Annotated in this window: 19 protein-coding genes and 1 pseudogene; 11 read left to right on the top strand and 9 right to left on the bottom strand. The window is 71.0% G+C overall.

Translation table 11 applies throughout. From position 1 onward, the window contains the following. Positions 1 to 30 precede the first annotated feature (30 nt). Genes ACBJ32_RS32930 through ACBJ32_RS32920 form a run of 3 tightly spaced genes read left to right on the top strand, consistent with a single transcriptional unit; the run spans position 31 to position 2,996 of the window. Complete coding sequence (locus tag ACBJ32_RS32930; RefSeq protein ID WP_375130058.1) at positions 31 to 1,512, top strand: MFS transporter; 1,482 nt, start codon at positions 31 to 33, stop codon at positions 1,510 to 1,512. Further along, the gene (locus ACBJ32_RS32925; protein ID WP_357884772.1) at positions 1,509 to 1,955 is read left to right on the top strand and encodes a MarR family transcriptional regulator; all 447 of its coding nucleotides are present in this window, start codon (positions 1,509 to 1,511) and stop codon (positions 1,953 to 1,955) included. The genes ACBJ32_RS32930 and ACBJ32_RS32925 overlap by 4 nt, the downstream gene beginning before the upstream one ends. A gap of 57 nt (positions 1,956 to 2,012) precedes the next feature. Continuing rightward, positions 2,013 to 2,996, top strand: coding sequence for a squalene cyclase (locus ACBJ32_RS32920; protein WP_375130057.1), 984 nt, complete (start codon positions 2,013 to 2,015; stop codon positions 2,994 to 2,996). A gap of 60 nt (positions 2,997 to 3,056) precedes the next feature. On the opposite strand, the gene bla is transcribed toward ACBJ32_RS32920, so the two are convergent. The 3 genes from bla to ACBJ32_RS32905 all read right to left on the bottom strand — a co-directional run bounded on the left by bla (position 3,057) and on the right by ACBJ32_RS32905 (position 5,021). Beyond that, complete coding sequence (gene bla / locus ACBJ32_RS32915; RefSeq protein WP_375130056.1) at positions 3,057 to 3,992, bottom strand: class A beta-lactamase; 936 nt, start codon at positions 3,990 to 3,992, stop codon at positions 3,057 to 3,059. A gap of 136 nt (positions 3,993 to 4,128) precedes the next feature. Continuing rightward, positions 4,129 to 4,536 carry a hypothetical protein gene (locus ACBJ32_RS32910; RefSeq protein ID WP_375130055.1) on the bottom strand — a complete coding sequence of 136 codons (408 nt, stop codon included), beginning with the start codon at positions 4,534 to 4,536 and terminating at the stop codon, positions 4,129 to 4,131. A gap of 29 nt (positions 4,537 to 4,565) precedes the next feature. After that, positions 4,566 to 5,021, bottom strand: coding sequence for a MarR family transcriptional regulator (locus ACBJ32_RS32905; protein ID WP_357884780.1), 456 nt, complete (start codon positions 5,019 to 5,021; stop codon positions 4,566 to 4,568). A gap of 126 nt (positions 5,022 to 5,147) precedes the next feature. Here ACBJ32_RS32905 and ACBJ32_RS32900 point away from each other — a divergent pair, with 126 nt between their 5' ends. Further along, entirely contained in the window at positions 5,148 to 6,590 is a 1,443-nt protein-coding gene (locus ACBJ32_RS32900; RefSeq protein WP_375130054.1) for an MFS transporter, read from the top strand. Here ACBJ32_RS32900 and ACBJ32_RS32895 read toward each other — a convergent pair. Genes ACBJ32_RS32895 through ACBJ32_RS32885 form a run of 3 tightly spaced genes read right to left on the bottom strand, consistent with a single transcriptional unit; the run spans position 6,574 to position 10,433 of the window. Next, positions 6,574 to 8,391 (bottom strand): hypothetical protein, encoded by a 1,818-nt coding sequence (locus tag ACBJ32_RS32895; RefSeq protein ID WP_375130053.1) that lies wholly within the window; start codon positions 8,389 to 8,391, stop codon positions 6,574 to 6,576. The two genes, ACBJ32_RS32900 and ACBJ32_RS32895, sit on opposite strands and share 17 nt — an antisense overlap. Before the next feature lie 15 nt (positions 8,392 to 8,406). Beyond that, entirely contained in the window at positions 8,407 to 9,390 is a 984-nt protein-coding gene (locus ACBJ32_RS32890; RefSeq protein ID WP_375130052.1) for a hydroxyacid dehydrogenase, read from the bottom strand. Between the two features lie 8 nt (positions 9,391 to 9,398). Beyond that, a complete protein-coding gene (locus ACBJ32_RS32885; protein WP_375130051.1) occupies positions 9,399 to 10,433 on the bottom strand; it encodes a LacI family DNA-binding transcriptional regulator in 1,035 nt (344 codons plus the stop codon). Positions 10,434 to 10,665: 232 nt separating this feature from the next. Here ACBJ32_RS32885 and ACBJ32_RS32880 point away from each other — a divergent pair, with 232 nt between their 5' ends. The 4 genes from ACBJ32_RS32880 to ACBJ32_RS32865 are packed head-to-tail and all read left to right on the top strand — an operon-like array spanning position 10,666 to position 15,176. After that, positions 10,666 to 11,952, top strand: a complete 1,287-nt coding sequence (locus tag ACBJ32_RS32880) for an ABC transporter substrate-binding protein (protein WP_375130050.1) — start codon at positions 10,666 to 10,668, stop codon at positions 11,950 to 11,952. Beyond that, on the top strand, positions 11,949 to 12,926 hold the full coding sequence (locus tag ACBJ32_RS32875; protein ID WP_375130049.1) for a carbohydrate ABC transporter permease: 978 nt from the start codon (positions 11,949 to 11,951) through the stop codon (positions 12,924 to 12,926). Before ACBJ32_RS32880 ends, ACBJ32_RS32875 begins: the two co-directional genes overlap by 4 nt. Continuing rightward, positions 12,926 to 13,747: a carbohydrate ABC transporter permease gene (locus tag ACBJ32_RS32870; RefSeq protein ID WP_375130048.1), complete on the top strand. Its 822-nt coding sequence runs from the start codon at positions 12,926 to 12,928 to the stop codon at positions 13,745 to 13,747. The genes ACBJ32_RS32875 and ACBJ32_RS32870 overlap by 1 nt, the downstream gene beginning before the upstream one ends. 13 nt (positions 13,748 to 13,760) lie before the next feature. Next, positions 13,761 to 15,176 (top strand): RICIN domain-containing protein, encoded by a 1,416-nt coding sequence (locus ACBJ32_RS32865; protein WP_375130047.1) that lies wholly within the window; start codon positions 13,761 to 13,763, stop codon positions 15,174 to 15,176. A 591-nt stretch (positions 15,177 to 15,767) separates the two neighbouring features. Here the strand turns inward: ACBJ32_RS32865 and ACBJ32_RS32860 are convergent. Both ACBJ32_RS32860 and ACBJ32_RS32855 read right to left on the bottom strand, forming a co-directional pair. Then, positions 15,768 to 15,926, bottom strand: a complete 159-nt coding sequence (locus tag ACBJ32_RS32860) for a hypothetical protein (RefSeq protein WP_375130046.1) — start codon at positions 15,924 to 15,926, stop codon at positions 15,768 to 15,770. Between the two features lie 216 nt (positions 15,927 to 16,142). Then, a complete protein-coding gene (locus ACBJ32_RS32855; RefSeq protein ID WP_375130045.1) occupies positions 16,143 to 16,631 on the bottom strand; it encodes a DUF6326 family protein in 489 nt (162 codons plus the stop codon). Positions 16,632 to 17,140: 509 nt separating this feature from the next. Between ACBJ32_RS32855 and ACBJ32_RS32850 the strand changes: the two genes are divergently transcribed. Beyond that, positions 17,141 to 17,755 (top strand): TetR/AcrR family transcriptional regulator C-terminal domain-containing protein, encoded by a 615-nt coding sequence (locus ACBJ32_RS32850; RefSeq protein ID WP_375130044.1) that lies wholly within the window; start codon positions 17,141 to 17,143, stop codon positions 17,753 to 17,755. Between the two features lie 192 nt (positions 17,756 to 17,947). Further along, a pseudogene (locus tag ACBJ32_RS32845) lies at positions 17,948 to 18,748 on the top strand (IS5 family transposase); the annotation flags it as partial. A 352-nt stretch (positions 18,749 to 19,100) separates the two neighbouring features. Here ACBJ32_RS32845 and ACBJ32_RS32840 read toward each other — a convergent pair. Then, positions 19,101 to 19,259: a hypothetical protein gene (locus ACBJ32_RS32840; RefSeq protein WP_375130043.1), complete on the bottom strand. Its 159-nt coding sequence runs from the start codon at positions 19,257 to 19,259 to the stop codon at positions 19,101 to 19,103. A gap of 351 nt (positions 19,260 to 19,610) precedes the next feature. Here ACBJ32_RS32840 and ACBJ32_RS32835 point away from each other — a divergent pair, with 351 nt between their 5' ends. Then, positions 19,611 to 20,009, top strand: a complete 399-nt coding sequence (locus ACBJ32_RS32835; protein WP_375130042.1) for a VOC family protein — start codon at positions 19,611 to 19,613, stop codon at positions 20,007 to 20,009. The last annotated feature ends 19 nt before the right edge of the window (positions 20,010 to 20,028 follow it).

Raw genomic sequence — 20,028 nt, 5'->3', positions numbered from 1 at the left:
GATCATTAGTTATGCGAATATAATCGTTATATGCCTATAACCAGCCGGGCGACCGAACCGGCCGCGGCCACCCCCGCGCTCAGCCCCCGCCGGCGCATGCTCGTCCTGGCCATCTGCTGCATGAGCCTGTTCATCGTCGGCCTGGACAACACGATCGTGAACATCGCGCTGCCCGCAATCCGCCGCGACCTGAACGCCTCCGTCTCCGGCCTGCAGTGGGTCATCGACGCCTACACGGTGGTGCTGGCCAGCCTGCTCATGCTGGCCGGCTCCACCGGCGACCGGGTCGGCCGCCGCCGCACGTTCCAGACAGGCCTGACGCTGTTCACGCTCGGCTCGGTCATGTGCTCGCTGGCCCCCAGCCTCCCCTGGCTGATCGCGGCGCGGGCGCTGCAGGCCGTCGGCGGCTCCATGCTCAACCCCGTCGCCATGTCGATCATCACGAACACCTTCACCGAGCCGCGCGAGCGGGCGCGGGCCATCGGCGTGTGGGGCGGCGTGGTCGGCGTCAGCATGGCGCTCGGCCCGCTGGTCGGCGGGGCGCTGGTCGGGTCGGTCGGCTGGCAGGCGATCTTCTGGATCAACATCCCGGTGGGGGTGGCCGCGTTCGTGCTGTGCGCGCTGTTCGTGCCGGAGTCGCGCGCGCCGCGCCCGCGCCGGGTGGACCCGGTCGGACAGGTGCTGGTCATCGTGCTGCTGGCCACCCTGACGTACGCCATCATCGAGGCGCCGGCGGCCGGCTGGGGGTCGCCGCGGACGCTGGGCTGCTTCGCGGTCGCGGCGCTGGCGCTGGCCTGCCTGGTGCCGTACGAGCTGCGGCGCGCCGAGCCCCTGATCGACCTGCGCTTCTTCCGCAGCGCGCCGTTCACCGGGGCCACCGTCATCGCCGTGTGCGCCTTCGCCGCGCTGGGCGGCTTCCTGTTCGTCAACACCCTCTACCTTCAGGACGTGCTCGGCCTGTCCGCCCTGCACGCCGGGCTCTACACGCTGCCCATGGCCGGGCTGACCGTGATCTGCGCTCCCCTGTCGGGCCGGATCGTCGGCAACGCCGGGCCCCGCGTGCCGCTGCTCGTGGCCGGGGTCACGATGACGGCCAGCGGCCTGATCATGACGGGACTCTCCGCGGACACCCCGATCTGGCAGCTCATGGCCGCGTACGTGCTGTTCGGGCTGGGCTTCGGCATGGTGAACGCGCCGATCACCAACACCGCCGTCTCCGGCATGCCGCGCGCCCAGGCCGGGGTGGCCGCGGCCGTGGCCTCCACCAGCCGCCAGATCGGCCAGTCGATGGGCGTCGCGGTCATCGGCGCGCTGGTCACCTCGGCGGTCGCGGGCCCGTTCGCCGCCGGGTTCCCGGCGGCCAGCCACGTCGGCTGGTGGATCATCACCGGCTGCGGCCTGGCGATCATGCTGCTCGGTATCCTGACCACGACCGGCTGGGCCCGCCGCAGCGCCGCCCGCACCGCCGAACGGCTCGCCCACGCTCCCGACAGAACGGCCGACACCTCATGAGCGACATCCCTGACCAGGAGGCGGTGGCCCGCGTCTGGGCCGCCATGTACGACCTCGTCCTGCGCCAGGAGGACCGTCGCAAGGAGGTCGCGGAGACGCTCGGCATGAGCTTCTTCCGGGTCAAGGCGCTGCGCCGCCTGCTGGCCGGGCCGATGACGATGCGGGAGCTGACCGCCGAGCTGTCGACCGACAAGCCGTACACCACGCTGATGGTGGACGACCTGGAGCAGCGCGGTTACGTCACCCGAAGCGTCTCCCCCGGCGACCGCCGCAGCAAGATCGTCGCCCTCACCCCGGCGGGGACCGCCGTCGCCGAGGAGGCCGAGCGCATCCTGGCTCGCCCGCCGCGCTCCCTGCTCGCCCTGGATCCCGGCGACCTGGCCGCCCTCGACCGCATCATGACCAGGCTCCTCACCCCGGAGGAGCCCGCGCGACGGTCGTGAGCCGGCGGCGCGGGCAGGGCCTGCCGGAAGGCCGCGTCCCGTGCCAGACTGCGCGGCATGGTGACCGAGGCCCTGATCCCGTGGTTGCGTGACTCCGATCCGGCGCTGCGCTGGCAGGTCGAGCGGGACCTGCTGCACGAGCCGCCCGAGGTCTGGGAGGCGACGCGGGCGAGGATCGCGACCGAGGGATTCGGCGCGCGCCTGCTCGCGCTGCAGGACCCGGACGGCCAGTGGGCCGGCGGCGCGTTCTTCCCCGCCGGCTTCGACTTCGCGACCATCGACGGCGCGCAGGACAACCGGCAGCCCTGGACGGCGACGACGTGGACGCTCAACTCGCTGCGCGAGTGGGGCCTCGACGCCGCCGCCCTGCGCGGCACGGCCGAGCTGCTCGACAAGAACTGCCGATGGGAGTACGACGACCTGCCGTACTGGGGCGGCGAGGTCGACTGCTGCATCAACGCCTGGACGGTGGAGAACGGCCTGTGGCTCGGCGCCGGCATCACCGGCGTCGTCGATTGGCTCGTCGAGCACCGGCTGCCCGACGGCGGCTGGAACTGCGAGTGGATCGAGGGCTCGACGCGGTCGTCGTTCCACTCGACGCTCAACTCGCTCAAGGGCCTGCTCGCCTACGACGTCGCGACCGGAGGCACGGAGGCGACGCGGGCCGCCCGGCGCGGCGGCGAGGAGTACCTGCTGCGGCGCGGGCTCTTCCGCCGCCTGTCCACGGGCGAGCCGGTGGCGCCGTGGGTGGACCGCTTCGCCTACCCGTTCCGCTGGTTCTACAGCGTGCTCAACGCGGCCGACTACTTCCGCCGGGCGGCGCTGTTCGACGGCGTGCCGCCCGACCCGCGCATGGCCGGGGCGATCGAGCGCGTCCGTGCCGCCCGGCAGCCGGACGGCACCTGGCTGCAGGGCCGCACGCTGCCCGGTGAGGTGTGGTTCGAGGTGGACGTGCCGGCGGGCGAGCCGTCCAAGTGGCTGACCCTGTTCGGGACGCGGGTGCTCGACTGGTGGGATGCCCGGCCTGTGCCGGCGTCCTGACGCGGCGATGCCGGGGGCCGGGCTCGCTCCAACCGGCGGCCCCCGGGCGGGGAGCGGTGGTCAGAGCCTGCCGAGGCCCTTGGCCAGGACGGTCGCGGTCCTGGCGATGGTCCGGTTGTCGGTGGGCAGGCCGGGGGTCCGGTTGGTGTAGACGGCCATGATGATCGGGGCGCCGCCCTTCTCCGGCCAGATGACGGCGATGTCGTTCCCGCCGCCGAAGCCGTCGGAGTTGGTGCCGGTCTTGTGGGCGACCGTCCAGGTCTTGGGCAGGCCGGCCGGGATGCGCTCCGCGCCGACCTTGCCGGCGAGCAGCCAGGCGACGAGCTGCTCCCGGTCCTTGGCGTGCAGCGCCGTGCCGGTCGCGAGCGCGCGCAGGTTGCCGGCCATGGCCGCCGGCGTGGTGGTGTCGCGCTTGTCCTTGGGCGTCCAGTCGTTGAGCTCGGGGTGCCAGCGGTCCATGCGGGAGAGCGGGTCCTTCAGCGTGCGGAAGAAGGCCGTCATCCCCGCGGGCCCGCCGATCAGCTTCATCAGCAGGTTGGACGCGGTCCCGTCGCTCTGGGTGACGGCCGCCACGCACAGCTCCGAGACGGTCAGTCCGTCCTTGACGTGCTTCTCGGTGACCGGCGAGTTGGGCTTCATGTCGGCGGCCGTCCACCTGATGTGCCTGCTCATCAGCCCGGGCTGCCGGGTGCGCGCCTGGTGCAGGACGGCCGCGCACAGGGGCGCCTTGAACGTGGACAGCATGGGGAAGCGCTCCCCCGCCCGGTACGACAGGGTCTTGCCGGTGGCGGTGTCGATGGCGTACGCCCCGATGCGCCCCTTGAAGGCGGCCTCCAGCGCCCGCAGCTCCTTCTTGACCCGGGCCTCGCTGGAGACGGCCGCCACCGGCACCCCGGCAGAGGCCGAGGCCGTGCCCGTCGTCAGGGTGCCGCCTCCCAGGAGGGAGATCGCCAGGGCGGTCGCGGGCAGCACGGTGGCGGCGCGCAGGTGTCGCATGTCACATCGTCCTTCGCTCGGTGATCCGTCGGAGATCAGGAGCCAAGCAGATGTGATCAGGGCGTGTCTAATAGCGGTATCGGCGCGCGGCCGATATCCGTTCGCATATCAGAGCTGGCCGGAGGGCTTGACGGCGTCATGGATAGGCGGGCCGGCTCTCCGAGGTGAGCAGGCCGATCAGGCGGGCGGGATCCTCGACCGTGACCGTCAGGGCGGGGTGGCGGAGCACGCCGAGGGGCTCGCTGCCGGACACCGAGCGGCGGAAGCAGATGCAGACCCCCTGCGTCGTGCTGCTGCCGAACGTCAGCCCGCCGTCGGACAGCGACACGTGCACCCCGATCGCCTTCAGCGGCGAGAACGGGCCGGACGGCTCAGCGCCCGTGACGTTGCGCCGCGGCGACAGCACCTGCCACGGCCCGAACCGCACCCGCAGCAGCTCGTCGGTGAGCGTCAGCCGGCAGGTGGCCGGGCGGACGCCGAGGACGGCCAGCAGCGGGCGGTAACGTTCCTCGAAGGCGAAGCCGAATTCCTCTTCGTGACTCACCCGTCCACGGCTACCCGGAGCCCTGTCTCCTACACGCCCGCCCCGCTGCCCTGCTGGGCCTTGCGCTCCGGGTGGGGCCAGGGACGGCCGCGGAGGCGTTCGATGTCGGTGTTGAAGCGCCTGAGGTAGGCGGCGAACGCCGCGACCTCGTCGGCGGTCCAGCCGGCCAGCACCTTCTCCAGGCCGTTGATGTTCCTGGCGCGCTCGGAGTCGAGGTATCGCTCGCCCTCCTCGGTGAGGCGGAACTTGCGGGCGATGCCACCCTGCGGGTCGGGGATGCGCTCGGCCAGGCCCCGGCGCAGCAGCGCGGACGTGTGCCGGTTGAGGGTGGACACGTCGAGGCCGAACGCCTCGCTGAGCTGCCCGATGGACATCATGCCCTCCATCCGGATGCGGCTGAGCAGGATGTACGCGCTGCGGTCGAGGTGGCGGTGCTGGCCGAGCAGCATCGTCTCGTACTCGATCAGGTGCGTGGGCTTGTCCATGCAGGTCCTTCTATCCATCCGATGCGGGCTCAGCCTACCTGCCACGAACCCGCAAAATGTGCATGTAACACACTATGTGTAGAGTGCACATCGCTTCCGACGTCGAGAGTTTCGAGGGGGATCCGCGTGGAAGAGAGTGGTTCCGGCACCCGCTCCAACGGCATCGTCACCGTCATGGCCGTGGCGGGCATCGTGGCCGCGCTGTCCCAGACCCTGGTCGTGCCCCTGATCGGCGTGCTGCCGGCCCTGCTGGGCACCACGGCCTCCAACGCCTCCTGGGTGATCACGGTCACACTGCTGGCCGGAGCCGTCACGACGCCGGTGATGGGCCGGCTGGGCGACCTGTACGGCAAGCGCCGCATGATGCTCGTCTGCTCGGTGCCGCTGGTCGTGGGCTGCGTCGTCTGCGCGTTCGCCGGGTCCCTGGCGCCGATGGTCATCGGGCGGGGGCTGCAGGGCATGGGCATGGGCATGATCCCGCTGGGCATCAGCGCCCTGCGCGACGTGCTGCCGCCGCACCGGCTGGGCCCCGCGATCGCGCTGATGAGCTCGTCCATGGGGATCGGCGGCGCGCTCGGCCTGCCGCTGTCCGCCGCCGTCGCCGAGTACGCGAGCTGGCGGGTGCTGTTCTGGGGCTCGGCCGCGCTGGGCCTGGTCGTGGCGGTGCTGATCTGGCTGCTGGTGCCGGTCACGCCCGCCAGGGCGCGGGGGCGCATCGACCTGCTCGGCGCGCTCGGCCTCGGCGCGGGCCTGGTGTGCCTGCTGCTCGGCGTCTCCAAGGGCGCCGACTGGGGCTGGTCGAGCGGCATCACGCTCGGGCTGCTCGGCGCCGCCGTGGTCCTGCTGCTCGCGTGGGGCTGGTGGGAGCTGCGGGTCCGCGACCCGCTGGTGGACCTGCGCGTCACCGCCCGGCCCCAGGTGCTGCTGACGAACGTGGCCTCGATCGTCGTCGGCTTCTCGATGTACGCCCAGTCGCTGATCGTCATCCAGATCCTCCAGCTCCCGGCCGCCACCGGCTACGGCCTGGGCCAGTCGATGCTGGCCGCGGGCCTGTGGATGGCTCCCTCCGGCCTGATGATGATGATCATCTCGCCGGTCGGGGCCCGCCTGTCGGCCGCCCGCGGCCCCAAGGTCACGCTGATCGTCGGCAGCCTCGTGATGGCGCTCGGGTACGGCCTGTCCATGCCCCTGCTCGGCTCCGCCTGGGGCATGCTGATCATCACCTGCGTCATCAGCATCGGCGTCGGCTTCGCCTACGGGTCGATGCCCGCCCTCATCATGAGCGCCGTGCCGCTGTCCGAGACCGGCGCGGCCAACAGCTTCAACACGCTGATGCGCTCCATCGGCACCACCGTGTCCGCCGCCGTGATCGGCGTCGTCCTGTCGCAGCTCACCATCGACTTCGGCGGGCACCCGCTGCCGTCCGAAGGCGGCTTCCGCACGGGCATGCTCATCGGCTGCGGCGCCGCGCTGGTGGCCGCGGCGGTCACCATGACGCTGCCGGGCCGCCGCCAGGAGGCGGGGCACGCCGGGGCTTCCGCGGAGCGGGCGGTCAAGTCCTCACCGTGAACAGGAAGCGGTGCGCGCCCGGCGGGACGCGTGCCGCCAGCCGTACCCGGTGCACGGTCTCCGCGGCGCCGTCGTGCCCGCGGACCTGCCGTTCCTCGGACACCGCCCGCCAGCCGGGCGGCACCCGCAGCTCGACCGGGCCCCACGTGATCACGCCGGGGCCCGCCACCGGGCGGACGCGCGAGACGAACAGCTCCTCCACCAGCGCGTCCGGGGCGGCGAGGTCGAAGTCGTCCACGAGTTCCAGCGTGCCGGGGCGCCAGTGGAAGGTGCGGGTGAAGCGGTGCGGGGTGGCGTACGCGGCGGTGAGGTCCAGCGCGAGCGTCACGGAACCGCCGGCCGCCGCGTACGCCAGCACCTCGGCGCGGCGGTCGCGGCCGGGGAGCTGGGCGGCGCCGTCGATCAGCGGGACCGAGTGCCATTCTGCCGAGGCCTGGGGCACCTGGTAGCGGCCCTCGCGGAAGTAGTCACGGGTGTACTCCGGCGCGCCCAGGTCGTCCAGGACCGTCCGGCCGTGCGCGTGCAGCACGAAGTGGCCGAGGTCGAGGTGGTTGTGGGGCTCGTCGTTGTGCCCGCCCTTGGCGGCGAACGCCGTGCCCGCCGCCCTGGCCACGACGATCGCGGCGTCCGGCAGGTACGAGCAGGGCTCCGCCGCGGTGCTGGACGCTTCCTGCGACCACCACAGGGTGCGGGTCAGGTGGGCCCAGCGGTAGCAGGGGTCGTCGTGGAACGACGGGACCGCCGGCGCCGGCGCGGGGACGCCGAGGCGGGCGGCCAGGCGGGACAGGAGGCCGGCCGGGTAGGCCCCGCGGCCGTGCGAGTCGGCGAAGGCCGGTCTGGCGCCGTCGCCGAGGTCGATCCTGGCCGGGTAGGCGGCCATCTCGCGTACGTGCGGGTCGTCCAGGAGGTCCTCGCCGGTGTGCTCGCGCAGCGCCTCGGCGAAGTAGACGAAGTAGCCGAAGCCGTAGGACCAGTAGTCCGGGCCCTCCAGGCAGGCGCCGTCCGCGCCCGCGCCCGACAGGAACGCCGCGAGCGCGCGCCGGAGGCGGGGCAGGAGTGCGAGCAGGCGGGGCGCGTCGAGGGCGCGCGCGGTCAGGCTGGGCGAGTCCCTGGCGTGTGCGGGCAGGCGGGGTGCGTCAAGGGCGGATGCGGGCTCAGGGGACGAGCCCACGATGCGCGCGGGCAGGGCGGAGGAGTCCAGCGCGAGCGCGGCCAGCCCTGCGGCGCCCGCGCAGACGGCCGCCCAGTTGTGCCGGGCCGACTCCCACCACATCGGGGCCCCGCCTGGCCGCAGCGGGTACAGGACCCTGCGGTCCACCTCCGCCCGCACGCGCTCCCGGACCCGGGGGTCGAGGCGATCGGCCAGCAGGGCCACGATCTCGGCCAGGGTGTGGGCGGTCTCGGCGGCGAACAGGTCCACGAACGTGCCGAGCGGGCGGTCGTGCGGCTCGTGGGCGGGCAGGACCCAGGTGCGCTCGTCGCACACCGACCACAGCAGGCCGTCCAGGGCCGGATCGGGGCGGGCGTCCAGGCGGGCGTCGGGGCGGGCGTCGAGGTGAGTGTCGAGGTGGGCGTCGAGGTGGGCGTCGAGGGCGAGGGCGGCCAGGCGGCGGCGTCGGTCGAAGTAGACGCGCTCGTAGGCCAGCCGGTCACCGGTGTCGGCGAAGCGCCGCCACAGGGCGAGGGTCAGCTCGGGAGCGGGGGTGGCGCGGGCCCGCTCCGCCTCCTCGCGAATCTCGCGCACCAGCCGCTCGGTGATCACGCCACCCGCGGACGGGCCGGGGTCCGGGATCATGGGCATGCGGGGCTCCAGGGTTCACGCGATGCGGTTGAGGTCGGCCACGCGGACGGCGCCGCGCAGCGGGCGCCCCCGGGCCAGCCGCTCCACCTCCCCCACCGCGAACTCCCCCAGCCGCCGCAACTCCCGCCCCCTGGCCCCGCTGATGTGCGGCGTCACCAGCACGTTGGGCAGCCCGAGCAGCGGATGCCCCGGCGGCAGCGGCTCGGGATCGGTCACGTCGAGCACGGCGGAGATCCGCCCGCCCGAGCAGTGCCGTACGAGGGCGTCGGTGTCGATCAGCGCCCCGCGCGCGGTGTTGACCACCACGGCCCCGTCACGCAGCAGTGCCAGCCGCCGCCCGTCCAGCAGTCCCCGCGTCTCCGGCAGCTCGGGTGCGTGCACGGTGACCAGCTCGGCCGAGCGGCACAACTCGTCCAGCGGCACGGCCCGCGCTCCCAGCCGTTCCGCCTCCTCCGCGGCGACGTAGGGGTCGCTGAGCAGGACCCGCGCCCCGTGCGAGCGCAGCCCGCCGATGACGAGCCGGCCCACCCGCGAGGCCCCGATCACCCCGACGGTCGTCCCGCCCAGCCCGCCGCGCTCGCCCGGGGTGGCCACGCCGGGCAGCGCGTCGCCCGACCAGGCCCCCGCCGAGTACGCCCGCGCCCTGGCGAACGCCTGCTTGGCCGCCAGCACCAGCATCGCGAGGGTGAACTCGGCCACCGGCACGGCGTTGGCCTGCGCCGCCGACGACACCGCGATGCCGCGGTCGAACACCGCCGCCGTCAGGTGCCCCTTGACACTGCCGGCGGCGTGGACGACGGCCCGCAGGCGGGGCGCGGCGGCCAGGACGTCGGCGTCGATGCGCGGGCACCCCCACCCGGTGATCAGGATCTCGGCGTCGAGCGGCCCGTCGAAGGCGTCGATCACCCGCTCGCGCACCCGGCCGACCAGTGACAGGCGGCGCCGCAGGTCGAGCGGGAACAGCTCGGGCAGCAGCGGCGGCTGCATCGCGAACGCCACGACGGGATTCATCGGGGGCCGAGGGCCCTGACCGAGTCGCGGACCACGATGTGGGTGCCGAGCGTCATCGGGCTGGTGGTCAGCCGGCCGAGCGCGAGGCGCACCGCGGCCCTGCCGAGCTCGTCGTGCGGCAGATGCACGGTGGTCAGGTGCAGGTCCTGGGCGGGCGGCACGTCGTCGTAGCCGACGATCGACATGTCGTCGGGCACGCGCAGCCCGTGCTCGTGCAGCGATTGGATCGCTCCCGCGGCGACGAGGTCGTTGCCCGCGAAGATGGCGGTGAAGTCGGGCGGCCCCTCGGCCAGGCGGCGGTTCATCGCGGCGTAGCCGGCGTCGCGGTCGAACTCGGCCTCGATCTGCAGCCCCGGGTCCAGGGCCACGCCGTGCTCGGCCAGGGCGCTGCGGTAGCCGGCCACGCGGGTGTCGGAGGTGGTGTGGCCGGGCCGCACGCCGAGGTAGAGGATCCTGCGGTGACCGGCCGACAGCAGGTGGGCGGTGACGGCGTGCGCGCCGCCGGTGTTGTCGAAGCCGACGACGAGGGCGGGCGCCCCCTCCCCCAGCGGCGGCCGGCCGCACAGGACGAGGCGGGAGCCCGCGGCTGCCAGGGCGTGGGCGTACTCGGTCATGCGCTTGCGGTACTCCTCGTCCACGATCACGCTGCCGACCAGGATGACGGCCTCGGCGCGCTGCTCGCGCAGGAGCTGCACGATGGACAGCTCGCGGCCGTTGTCGCCGCCGGTGGTGCAGATGAGCGACAGCCTGCCCTCCTGGGCGGCCTGGTCCTCCACGCCCTGGGCGATGAGCGCGTAGTAGGGCACCGCGATGGTGTTGACGACGATCGCGATGGCGCCGGGCCGGGCCGCGGACAGGGCTCTGGCGTGGGCGTTGGGGACGTAGTCGAGCTCTCGTACGGCACGCATGACCTTGTTGCGGGTGGCCGCGAGGACCGGGTAGTCGCCGCCCAGCACGCGCGAGACGGTGGCGACCGAGACTCCGGCCTTCCTGGCCACGTCCCTGATGGTGACGCGGCGGGGTGTGGTCATGCGATCTCCCAGGTGAGCGCTCGAACCAGGTAATCGGTTACCTGAGCAATGCCCAGGACGCTAAGAGATCCCATCCGACCCGTCAAGCCCAGTCCCACCGGGTTTGTAACGAAAAGTTAACAGCGCATTGACGCCACCGGAGATCCGCGTCTAGCGTCCGGCTCACGACGTCTGAAGTAACCGGTTACCTGGCATCGGCCCCGACTCTTTCCCCCCACGAGAGGTGGCCCCGATGGACAGACCACTCACCCGGCGCGGACTTCTGAAAGGTTCCGTGCTCTTCGTCGCCGGCGCCGCCGTCTCCGCGTGCTCCACCGGAGACCCGCTGGCCAAGGGCAGTGCCGCGCCGTCCGGAGGCGCGACGAAGATCACCTTGACGCACTGGTACCACGAGTACGGCGAGGAGGGCACGCAGCAGGCGGCCATGAAGTACGCCGCCGACTTCACCAAGGCCAACCCCGACATCGCGGTCAAGGTCTCCTGGATCCCCGGCGACTACGCCACCAAGTGGACGGCCGCCGTGCTCACCCCCGACGGCCCCGACGTGTACGAGGTCAACGACGTCAGCCCGAACATGGTCAAGGCCGGCCAGGTCACCGCGCTGGACGACGTGCTGGGGGCGGAGAAGGCCGACTTCAACCCCAAGGTGCTGCAGCCGTACACGTGGGGCGGCCAGGTGTACGCGGTACCCATGATCGTGGACCCGATGCTGGTGTTCTACCGCAAGTCGCTGTTCGCCAAGGCCGGTGTCAGCGTTCCCACCAGCTTCGCGGAGTTCGCGGCGGCGGCGAAGAAGCTCACGCAGGGCAAGCAGAAGGGCCTGTTCGTGGGCAACGACGGTGTCGGCCCGCTGGGCCAGATGGTGCCGTGGTCGAACGGCAACCTGCTGATCGACGACCGCGACATCACCTACGACGACCCGAAGGTGGTCGAGGCGCTGACCGCGGTCAAGGAGCTGTACGACGCCAAGGCGACCCTGCAGGGCTACTCCACCGACTGGTGGGACCCGGGCGCGCTGATCAACGGCGCGGCGGCCATGCAGTGGGTCGGCCTGTGGGCCGTCCCGGGCCTGACCGAGGCGCTGGGCGACGACTTCGACGCCTTCGCGCTGCCCCCGTTCGGCCCCGGCGGGCAGGCCGTGGTCAACATGGGCGGCTGGGTGCAGGTCGTCAACGGCAAGAGCCGCAACCTGGAGGCGGCCAAGAAGTACGTGCGCTGGCTGTGGGTGGAGAACACCGCCGCGCAGACGGACTGGAGCCTGGCCTACGGCTTCCACATCCCGCCCCGCAACAGCACCGCGGCCAAGGCCGACAAGCTGAACACCGGCCCGGCCAAGACCGTCATGGACGCCGTGGCCGCCCACGGCATCAAGCAGCCGGCGCTGTGGACGGCCGAGGTGCGCCAGCCGTACACCGACGCGGTCACCGCGATCGTCAAGAAGGGCGCCGACGCGGAGAAGACGCTCGCCGAGGCGGCCAAGCGGTCGCAGGACATCCTCGACAAGGTGCCGGTGCTGTGACGACGGCAGCCCCGCCCCGCCCCGCAACCGGGCGTCCCCGCCGCGCCGCGGGGCGGCGGGCCGCGCGGTGGCCGGCCTGGCGCGCGTTCCTGCTGCTCACGCTGCCGATGGTGGCCGGACTGTTCCTGTTCAAGTACGTGGCCATCGGCTGGGGCTTCCTGCTCAGCTTCAACGACGCCCGCGGCACGATCGCCCTGGGCGACTGGAACGGCCTGGAGAACTACCGGCGCCTGCTGGGTGACCCCGCCTTCACCCGGTCGCTGGTCACGATCCTGCTGTTCACGCTGTTCATCGTGCCGGTGACGTTCGCGCTGTCGCTGGGCCTGGCGGTGCTGGTGAACCGGCTGCGCGGCGGCCGGGCGTTCTTCCGCACCACGTTCTTCATCCCGGCGGCCGTCTCGTACGTGGTGGGCGCGCTGGTGTGGAAGATGTCGCTGTTCAGCGGCACCCCGTCGGGCGTGGCCAACAGCCTGGCCTACCTCCTGGGCTACGAGGACTCGATCGGCTGGGTGGCGACCGTGGACCCGCCGCTGTACTGGATCGTGCTGGTCACGGTGCGGCTGTGGCTGCAGACCGGCTTCTACATGATCCTCTTCCTGGCCGGCATCCAGCAGATCCCCGCCCAGCTCTACGAGGCGGCCCGGGTGGACGGGGCGGAGTCGGAGGGCCGGCTGTTCCGGCACATCACCTGGCCGATGCTGCGCAACACCTCGGTGGCCGTGGTGCTGCTGCTGATCATCAACGCGTTCCAGGCGTTCGACGAGTTCTACAACATCCTGGCCTCCAACCTGTCGGGGCTGGGCGGCGCGGACGGCCGCACGCCGCTGATCTACCTGTTCCAGACGGCGCTCGGCGAGCAGAACTACGGCGCCGGGTCGGCGGGGGCGTTCGTGGTCACCGTGCTGATCGTGGTGTTCACGCTGCTGCAGGGCCGCCTGGCCGGGTTCGGCAGGACCGCCGAGGAGGAGGGCTGATGAGGAAGCGGCATCTCGGCTCGTACGCGGCAGTGATCGTCTTCGCGGTGCCGTTCCTGCTGCCGTTCTACCTGCTCGTCCGCAACGCGCTGATGAGCAAGCGGGAGCTGGGCTCGCTGGACTGGCACTGGTGGCCGGAGACGATCAGCTTCCAGGGGTTCGCGGACGCGTTCGGCAACGAGGCGGTGCCGCTGGCGCACGCGTTGTGGAACTCGACGCTGATCTCGGCGATCTCCGCGCCGCTGTCCACGCTGCTGGCCTCCATGGCCGGGTACGCGCTGGCCCGCATCCCCGTGGCCGCCTCCAAGCCCACCTTCTTCTTCATCATCGCCACGATGATGGTGCCGGGCGCGGCCACGTTCATCCCGACGTTCGTGGTGGTCGGGTCGCTGGGCGGGGTGAACACGATGTGGGGGCTGATCGTGCCCGGCCTGTTCAGCGCGTTCGCGGTGCTGCTGTTCCGCGGCTTCTACCTGCGCTTCCCGCGCGAGCTGGAGGACGCGGGCCGGGTGGACGGCCTGGGCTACCTCGGCCTGTACGGGCGCCTGGCGCTGCCGAACTCGGGCGCGCTGTTCGCCTCGCTCGGCATCCTGTCCTTCATCGAGCACTGGAACGCGTTCCTGTGGCCGCTGGTCATCGGCCAGGACCCGGAGTTCTGGACGGTGCAGGTGGCATTGTCGACCAACCTCAACCAGCAGGCGGTCAACATGCCGGCGCTGTTCGCCGGCGCGCTCGTGGCCATCCTGCCCCTGGTCGCCCTCTTCCTCATCGCGCAGCGATGGATCGTCAGGGGCGTCCTGCTCACCGGCATCAAAGGCTGAGAGGAGCACCCTCATGTCCCGCGTCCTGACCCTGCTCGCCGCACTCCTGCTGACCCTGTTACCGGCGCTGCCCGCCCGGGCGGCGCCGGTGACGGTGCCGGTCGGGGCCCAGTTCACCGACACCTCGGGCAACCTGCTGCACGCCCATGGCGGCGGCGTGGTGAAGGTCGGCTCGTACTACTACTGGTTCGGGGAGAACCGCAACGCCGACGGCACCTTCCGCTACGTCTCCGCCTACCGCTCGGCGGACCTGCGCACGTGGGAGTTCCGCAACCACGTGCTGACCCAGTCGAGCGCCACCGAGCTGCAGGTCGCCAACATCGAGCGGCCCAAGGTGATCCACAACCCGGCCACCGGCCAGTTCGTCATGTGGATGCACAAGGAGAACGGCCGCGACTACGGCGAGGCCCGCGCGGCCGTGGCCGTGTCGAACACCGTGGACGGCGCCTACACCTACCTGCGCAGCTTCCGGCCGCTCGGGCACATGTCACGCGACATCACCGCGTTCGTGGACACCGACGGCACCGGCTACATGATCTCGGCCGCCGACGAGAACTACGACCTGCACGTCTACCGGCTGACCGCCGACTTCACCGACGTGGCCGCGCTGGTGCGCAGGTGGGACGGCGACCACCGGGAGGCGCCCGCCATGTTCAAGCGGGGCGGCGTCTACTTCCTGCTCACCTCGGGCGCGACCGGCTGGCAGCCCAACCAGGCCAAGTACGCCACCGCCACCAGCATCACCGGCACGTGGAGCGCCTGGCAGAACGCCGGGGACGCGCTCACGTACGGCTCGCAGCCGGCGTTCGTGCTGCCGGTGCAGGGCACGTCCGGCACCTCGTACCTGTACCTCGGCGACCGGTGGGCCGGCGCGTGGGGCGGCCCGGTCAACGACTCGCGCTACGTGTGGCTGCCCGTCCAGTTCCCCAGCAGCACCACGATGAGCCTGACGTACGCGCGGCGGCTCACCGTCGACGCCGCCGCCGGCACGATCACCGCGACCGGCTCGGGCTACGACCGGCTGACGGTGCGGCACTCGGGCAAGTGCGTGGATGTGCGCAACGGCTCCACCGCGAACCTGGCGGCCGTCATCCAGTACGACTGCAACGGCGGCACCAACCAGCAGTGGCGCATCCAGTCGATCAGCGGCGGCCACGTGCAGATCATCGCCCGCAACTCGTCCAGGTGCCTCGACGTGAACGGCGTCAGCACCGCCGACGGCGCCGCCCTGCAGCAGTACGGCTGCGGCACGGGCGCCAACCAGCAGTGGACCCTGCAGGACGCGGGCGGCGGCTACCTGCGGCTGGTGGCCAGGCACTCGGGCAAGTGCGCGGACCTGCCGAGCTCGTCCACGGCCAACGACGTGCAGTTCAAGCAGTATCCGTGCCATGACGGCGAGAACCAGCATTTCGGCAGGTCAGAGCTCTGAGAGGAGATTCGCTTCAGAACGGATGGTGCCCGGATTCCCGCATGGAACCGGGCCTGTCCGTTCCTTCCGGTCTTCCCTCCGTCTCCCCCGGCGCCCGTGTCAGTCCTGTTCGCTTCCCCCTTGTCCCACGGCTCTGCCCGCCCGTCCACCCGCAAGCACACCAGCCCGCCGTCCGCCGCATTCGACCTCACACCCATCACCTCCCACCGACGCCACCCACACAATCGGCGGAGCAGACGTCAGCGGCTGCCTGCACTCTTCCCCCGGCAAGCACTGTCGTCGCGTCGTGGAGACCGAAGAGTACGTCGCGATGCTGCACCGGATGATCGACGCGCTCACTCGACGGCTCTCGGACGACCCGGTCGGTCTGGTACACATCGAACCTTGCGGCAGCACCTGCGGAACGCCACAAACATCGCCATCGCCACCAACCAGGACATACCAGGCGGCTACTCCCTCGGTGAACTTGCCAGAATCCTCGGAATCCGGCGGGAGCCCGTCTACGACAGAGCACTCAAAGGACGCCGGCTGACCGCCGAAATGCGGGCCCGGCTCGGCGTGACCAACCTGCGCGAACACCGCAAGGCCGGCCTACAGCGGGCTGCGCTCCCCGAGCACCGAGTGGCTGAAGGGCGTCTCGAGCAGGCTCTGCCTGACGGGGTTCGCCTGGTCTTCGTTGGAGGCGCCGGAACAGCGCGGCGCCGCGATGCCCCACTGGCCCGGCCGGCGCACCCTGCCGCTGGCACGCATCAGAGTGCGTTAAGCGAGCTAATGCCCCTTTCGTCGTTGCGGTTGGTTGGATGAGGTCTGCTGGTCGGTCAGCCGCCGTTCGGCCTGCGGGCGCGGCTGGCGCGGACACCGGACCGCTCGTGAGCAGGTTCTCTGCGTATACCGCGACTGAGCTGGTCACGGTCGGCCCGGTGTCCGCGGCGGCGGGCTTCACGCCGTAGGGCTTTACACGGACACCTACTGTCGAAGGTCCTGTCGAAGGTCGGTCGTCGCGGGACCGGCTGGGACGGCGGGGGTTCGAGGCCAGGTCCAGGCGGAGCGCAGGACGAAGGCCAGGAGCAGCACCTCGATTCCGATGGAGAGGCCGTAGAAGGGGGCCCAGTCCCAGGACTCCCCTACCGCGTTGAATGCCGAGTAGGGGATGTAGAGCGATGCAACGACGAGGTTCGTGGCGCGGTTCACCCGGGCGGGCAGCGTCATGGAGAGCATCACCATCAGGGCCGGGATCGCCATGGACGCGAGCATGACGGTCAACAGCGTCGGGCTGATGTCGAACTCAAAGACGACGCCGGCCAGGATGTTGTCGACGGTGCCAGGTTTGTAAAGGTGGAAGTAGTCGACGTAGATGTAGAGGAACATGAGGCTGGTCCATGCGGCGGCGAGCTTGACCTGCACGGGGACCGGCGGGTTGTCGAGCAGGTTCGGGGTTTTCGTCCGGATGGTCATCGGTTCTTCTTTCGAGAGGAGCGGTCCGTCCGCCCGAGTGGCGGCAGGTTGGGGCGTACATACGCACGGGGTTGGGTCGTTCTCGTCGGTCCGGTCGTCAGACGGTGACGACGGCCTTCCCTCGGGTGTGGCCGGCCGCGACGTAGCGGAGGGCGTCGGCTGCTTCGTCGACGTTGCGAGTGCTGCACACACCTGTCTCCTCGCCCCGACCGGGCAGCGGTAGCCCGACCTCGGACGACTCGAGCACTGAGGGCGGCCCGCATCGTCGTCGCCCCGGCCGGACTCGCCCCCCGGCACCAGGCGTGCTCCGGCATTCGATCGCTGCTCGATTCCCACAGAGCCTCCTCACGTCCGAGCTACGACTCTCACTGGTTCGTACATCGTACGTAGTACGCTGTACGATGACCGTGCGCTGAACGATTGTCAAGCCGTTCGAGAGAGGAGACCCGTTGTCTGCGAGGGAACGACGCCAGGTCGCGTCAGATGCGGGGCTGAGCAAGAAGCGGGTGGTGGTCGAGGCGGTCCGGCTCGCCGACCGCGAGGGGGTCGGCGAGCTGAGCATGCGCCGGCTGGCTCGCGCGCTCGGCGCGGGCGCGATGTCGCTCTACTACTACGTGGCGAATAAGGAGGAGTTGCTGGACGCCATGATCGACGTCGTGTTCGAGGAGATCGAGCTCCCGCCTGAAGAGGCCGACTGGCAGTCAGCGATGCGACGTCGGGCGGTATCCGCCCGACAGGTTCTCGCACGCCACCCGTGGGCGATCGGCCTGATGGAGTCGCGGACATCGCCGGGGCCCGCGAACCTCCGCCACCGCGAAGCGGTCACCGCCTGCCTGCGGAGGGCCGGCTTCCCGGTCTTGATGGCGACGCACGCCAACTGGTTGCTCGACAGCTATGTCTACGGTTTCGCCCTGCAGGAAGCCAGCCTGCCGTTCGACACCGCCGGTGAGTTCGCGGACATGGCCGAGGATGTCTTCCTGCCCCAGCTTCCTCCTGAGGAGTTCCCCTACCTCAACGAGTCCGCCGCGGTGCTCGCCGCCGCCGGCTACGACCCGGCGGAGGAGTTCACCTTCGGCCTCGACCTCGTCCTAGCCGCCCTCGAGCCCCTGAGAGTGCCTACGTGAGCCTCCATCCGTGATGTCGTCATGTGATCGTGTGGATTTGTAGTGTTACCGCCAGTCTGCGGGTCCAGTTGTGCTGGGATGGCGCGGTGACTGAGCGCAAGCCGTACTCGAGCGACTTGACCGAGGCTCAGTGGGCGTTGATCGAACCGGTCCTCACGGGCATGGAAGGCCGCGCACCCCTCGGTCAGCGGCTACGAAGGCAACCATGCGCTGCGGGAGATCGTCAGCGCGATCCGCTACCAGGGACGAACCGGCGTCCAATGGGGCTATCTCCCGCACGATCTGCCGTCCGAGGGTGCGACGTACTACTACTTCGCCAAATGGCGCGACGACGGCACCGACAAGACGATCCATGACCTGCTGCGCTGGCACCTGCGCGAGAAGAAGGGCCGATTGGCCGACCCGAGCCTGGTCGTACTGGACACCCAAGGCGTCCACGTCGCGGCCGGCGTCCCCGCCACCACGACCGGCCGGGACGTCGCCAAGAAGGTGCCGGGACGCAAGCGAGGCCTGACCGTAGACGTGCTGGGCCTGGTCATCGCGGTCGTCGTGCTCGCGGCCTCAGCCCACGAGAACACGGCCGGGATCGCCCTGCTGGACCAGGCCGCCGTCGTCACCGAGGGCAGCGTGACCAAAGCGCTGGTCGACCAGAGATTTAAGAACGCGGTCGTCGCCTCTGGCGCCGGCCTGGGGATCGCCGTGGACATCGTCGAACGCAACCCCGCCGACAAAGGCTTCGTGCCCCAGCCACAACGATGGGTCGTCGAGCAGACCTACGGGATCTTGATGTTCCACCGGCGCCTGATTCGCGACTACGAGCACCGTCCAGCCAGTTCTGAATCACGGGTGTATTGGGCGATGGCGGACGTGATGTCCCGGCGCCTGACCTCCGTGACCCCGTCCTGGCGGTGGACATGGCCAGGCCCGATACCCGCCCGCCCGATCCCGGAACCTGGCTTCTGGACCGCCTCGATACCCGCGAACAGGCCCTGACCCCGCGGCTCAGCGAACTCAGCCAGGAGGCCGAGCATCTGCGGATCAGCCGTAAGCCGCGGCATCCTCGTCGAAACCGAGCCCGGCTTGTTCACTCAGCCGTGACGACAGACCGAGCGGCGACCCATCGACCAGCAGACCTCATCCAACCGCAACGACGAAAAGGGCGTCAGCTCACGTAACGCACTCTCAGACGGCCACGACGCTGACGCTGCGGCGAAGGCGGCGGCCGCCGAGCGGGCGTGGCTGATCGAGATGATGCGCGGCCGCTCCGCAGTCGGCCGATGACGGGCTCCGCCCGGGTCCGTGCAGTGGGCCCTGACAGCGCTGTTGGGCAGCCCGGTGTGGATGTTCAGGTGCTGTCGGGATTGGTGAGGTCGTCAGCGGCCATCGCCCGGCGCCGGTCGTCGGCATCGAGGGGGAAGAAGGCGCCCAGCTGGGCGATGTCGGGGACGGCGTTGAAGACGCCGTATCGGCTGCGTTGCTCGGCGGACAGGAAACTGACCGGCATGGGGCTTCCAGGCGAGCGAGGGCGCCCCACCGCGCACGGCGCGGCATGGGCGCCCTCGGCCATCAGCAACGGCCAGCCAGATGATCAACATGACCGATGACGTGGTGCATTGTGCCAGTCTCACGGCAGCCGTGATCACGTCGTCCAGCACATGACGAGGCCGGCCGGCCGAAGGATGGAACGACCCGCGTGGCCGGGGGCGCGAGATCACCGCCGTTGACGGGCGACCGACTTCAGATCGTGGCTGGGCGGGTGTCGTATCGCGGCCTGCGCCGATCGTCTTGTTGGTGACGGACCGGTGCGGACGCGCGGCGCGCGCCCTGCGGACAGGCCGAGAAGATGGAGTTGGTCATGAATCCGACGCTCAACACGATCGACATCGTGGTTTCCGACATGGACGCGACGATCGCCTTCTACGCCCACCTCGGGCTGGAGTTCAAGCTCGACCCGAACACGCCCGAGCACGCCGGCTGCGACCTGCCCGGCGGGCTGCACATCATGCTGGACACGGAGGCGTTCCGCACCCCGTTCCTGCCCGGCTGGAGCGCGCCGACCGGCGGGCCGCGCACGCTGCTGTGCTTCGAGTTCGACAGCCCGGCCGGGGTGGACGCCACGTACGCCGAGCTGGTCGAGGCAGGCTACGGCGGGATCGCCGAGCCGTTCGACGCGTTCTGGGGGATGCGTTACGCCACGGTGGCCGACCCGGACGGCAACGGCGTGGATCTGTACGCGACGCTCCCGGCAAACTGACCATAGCGAGGAGGCCAGA

Source organism: Nonomuraea sp. GTA35 (assembly GCF_041950525.1).
In the GTDB taxonomy this organism is placed as follows: Bacteria; Actinomycetota; Actinomycetes; order Streptosporangiales; family Streptosporangiaceae; genus Nonomuraea.
Note: the sequence above shows the minus strand (reverse complement) of the source record. Positions and strands in the feature narration are given on the sequence as shown.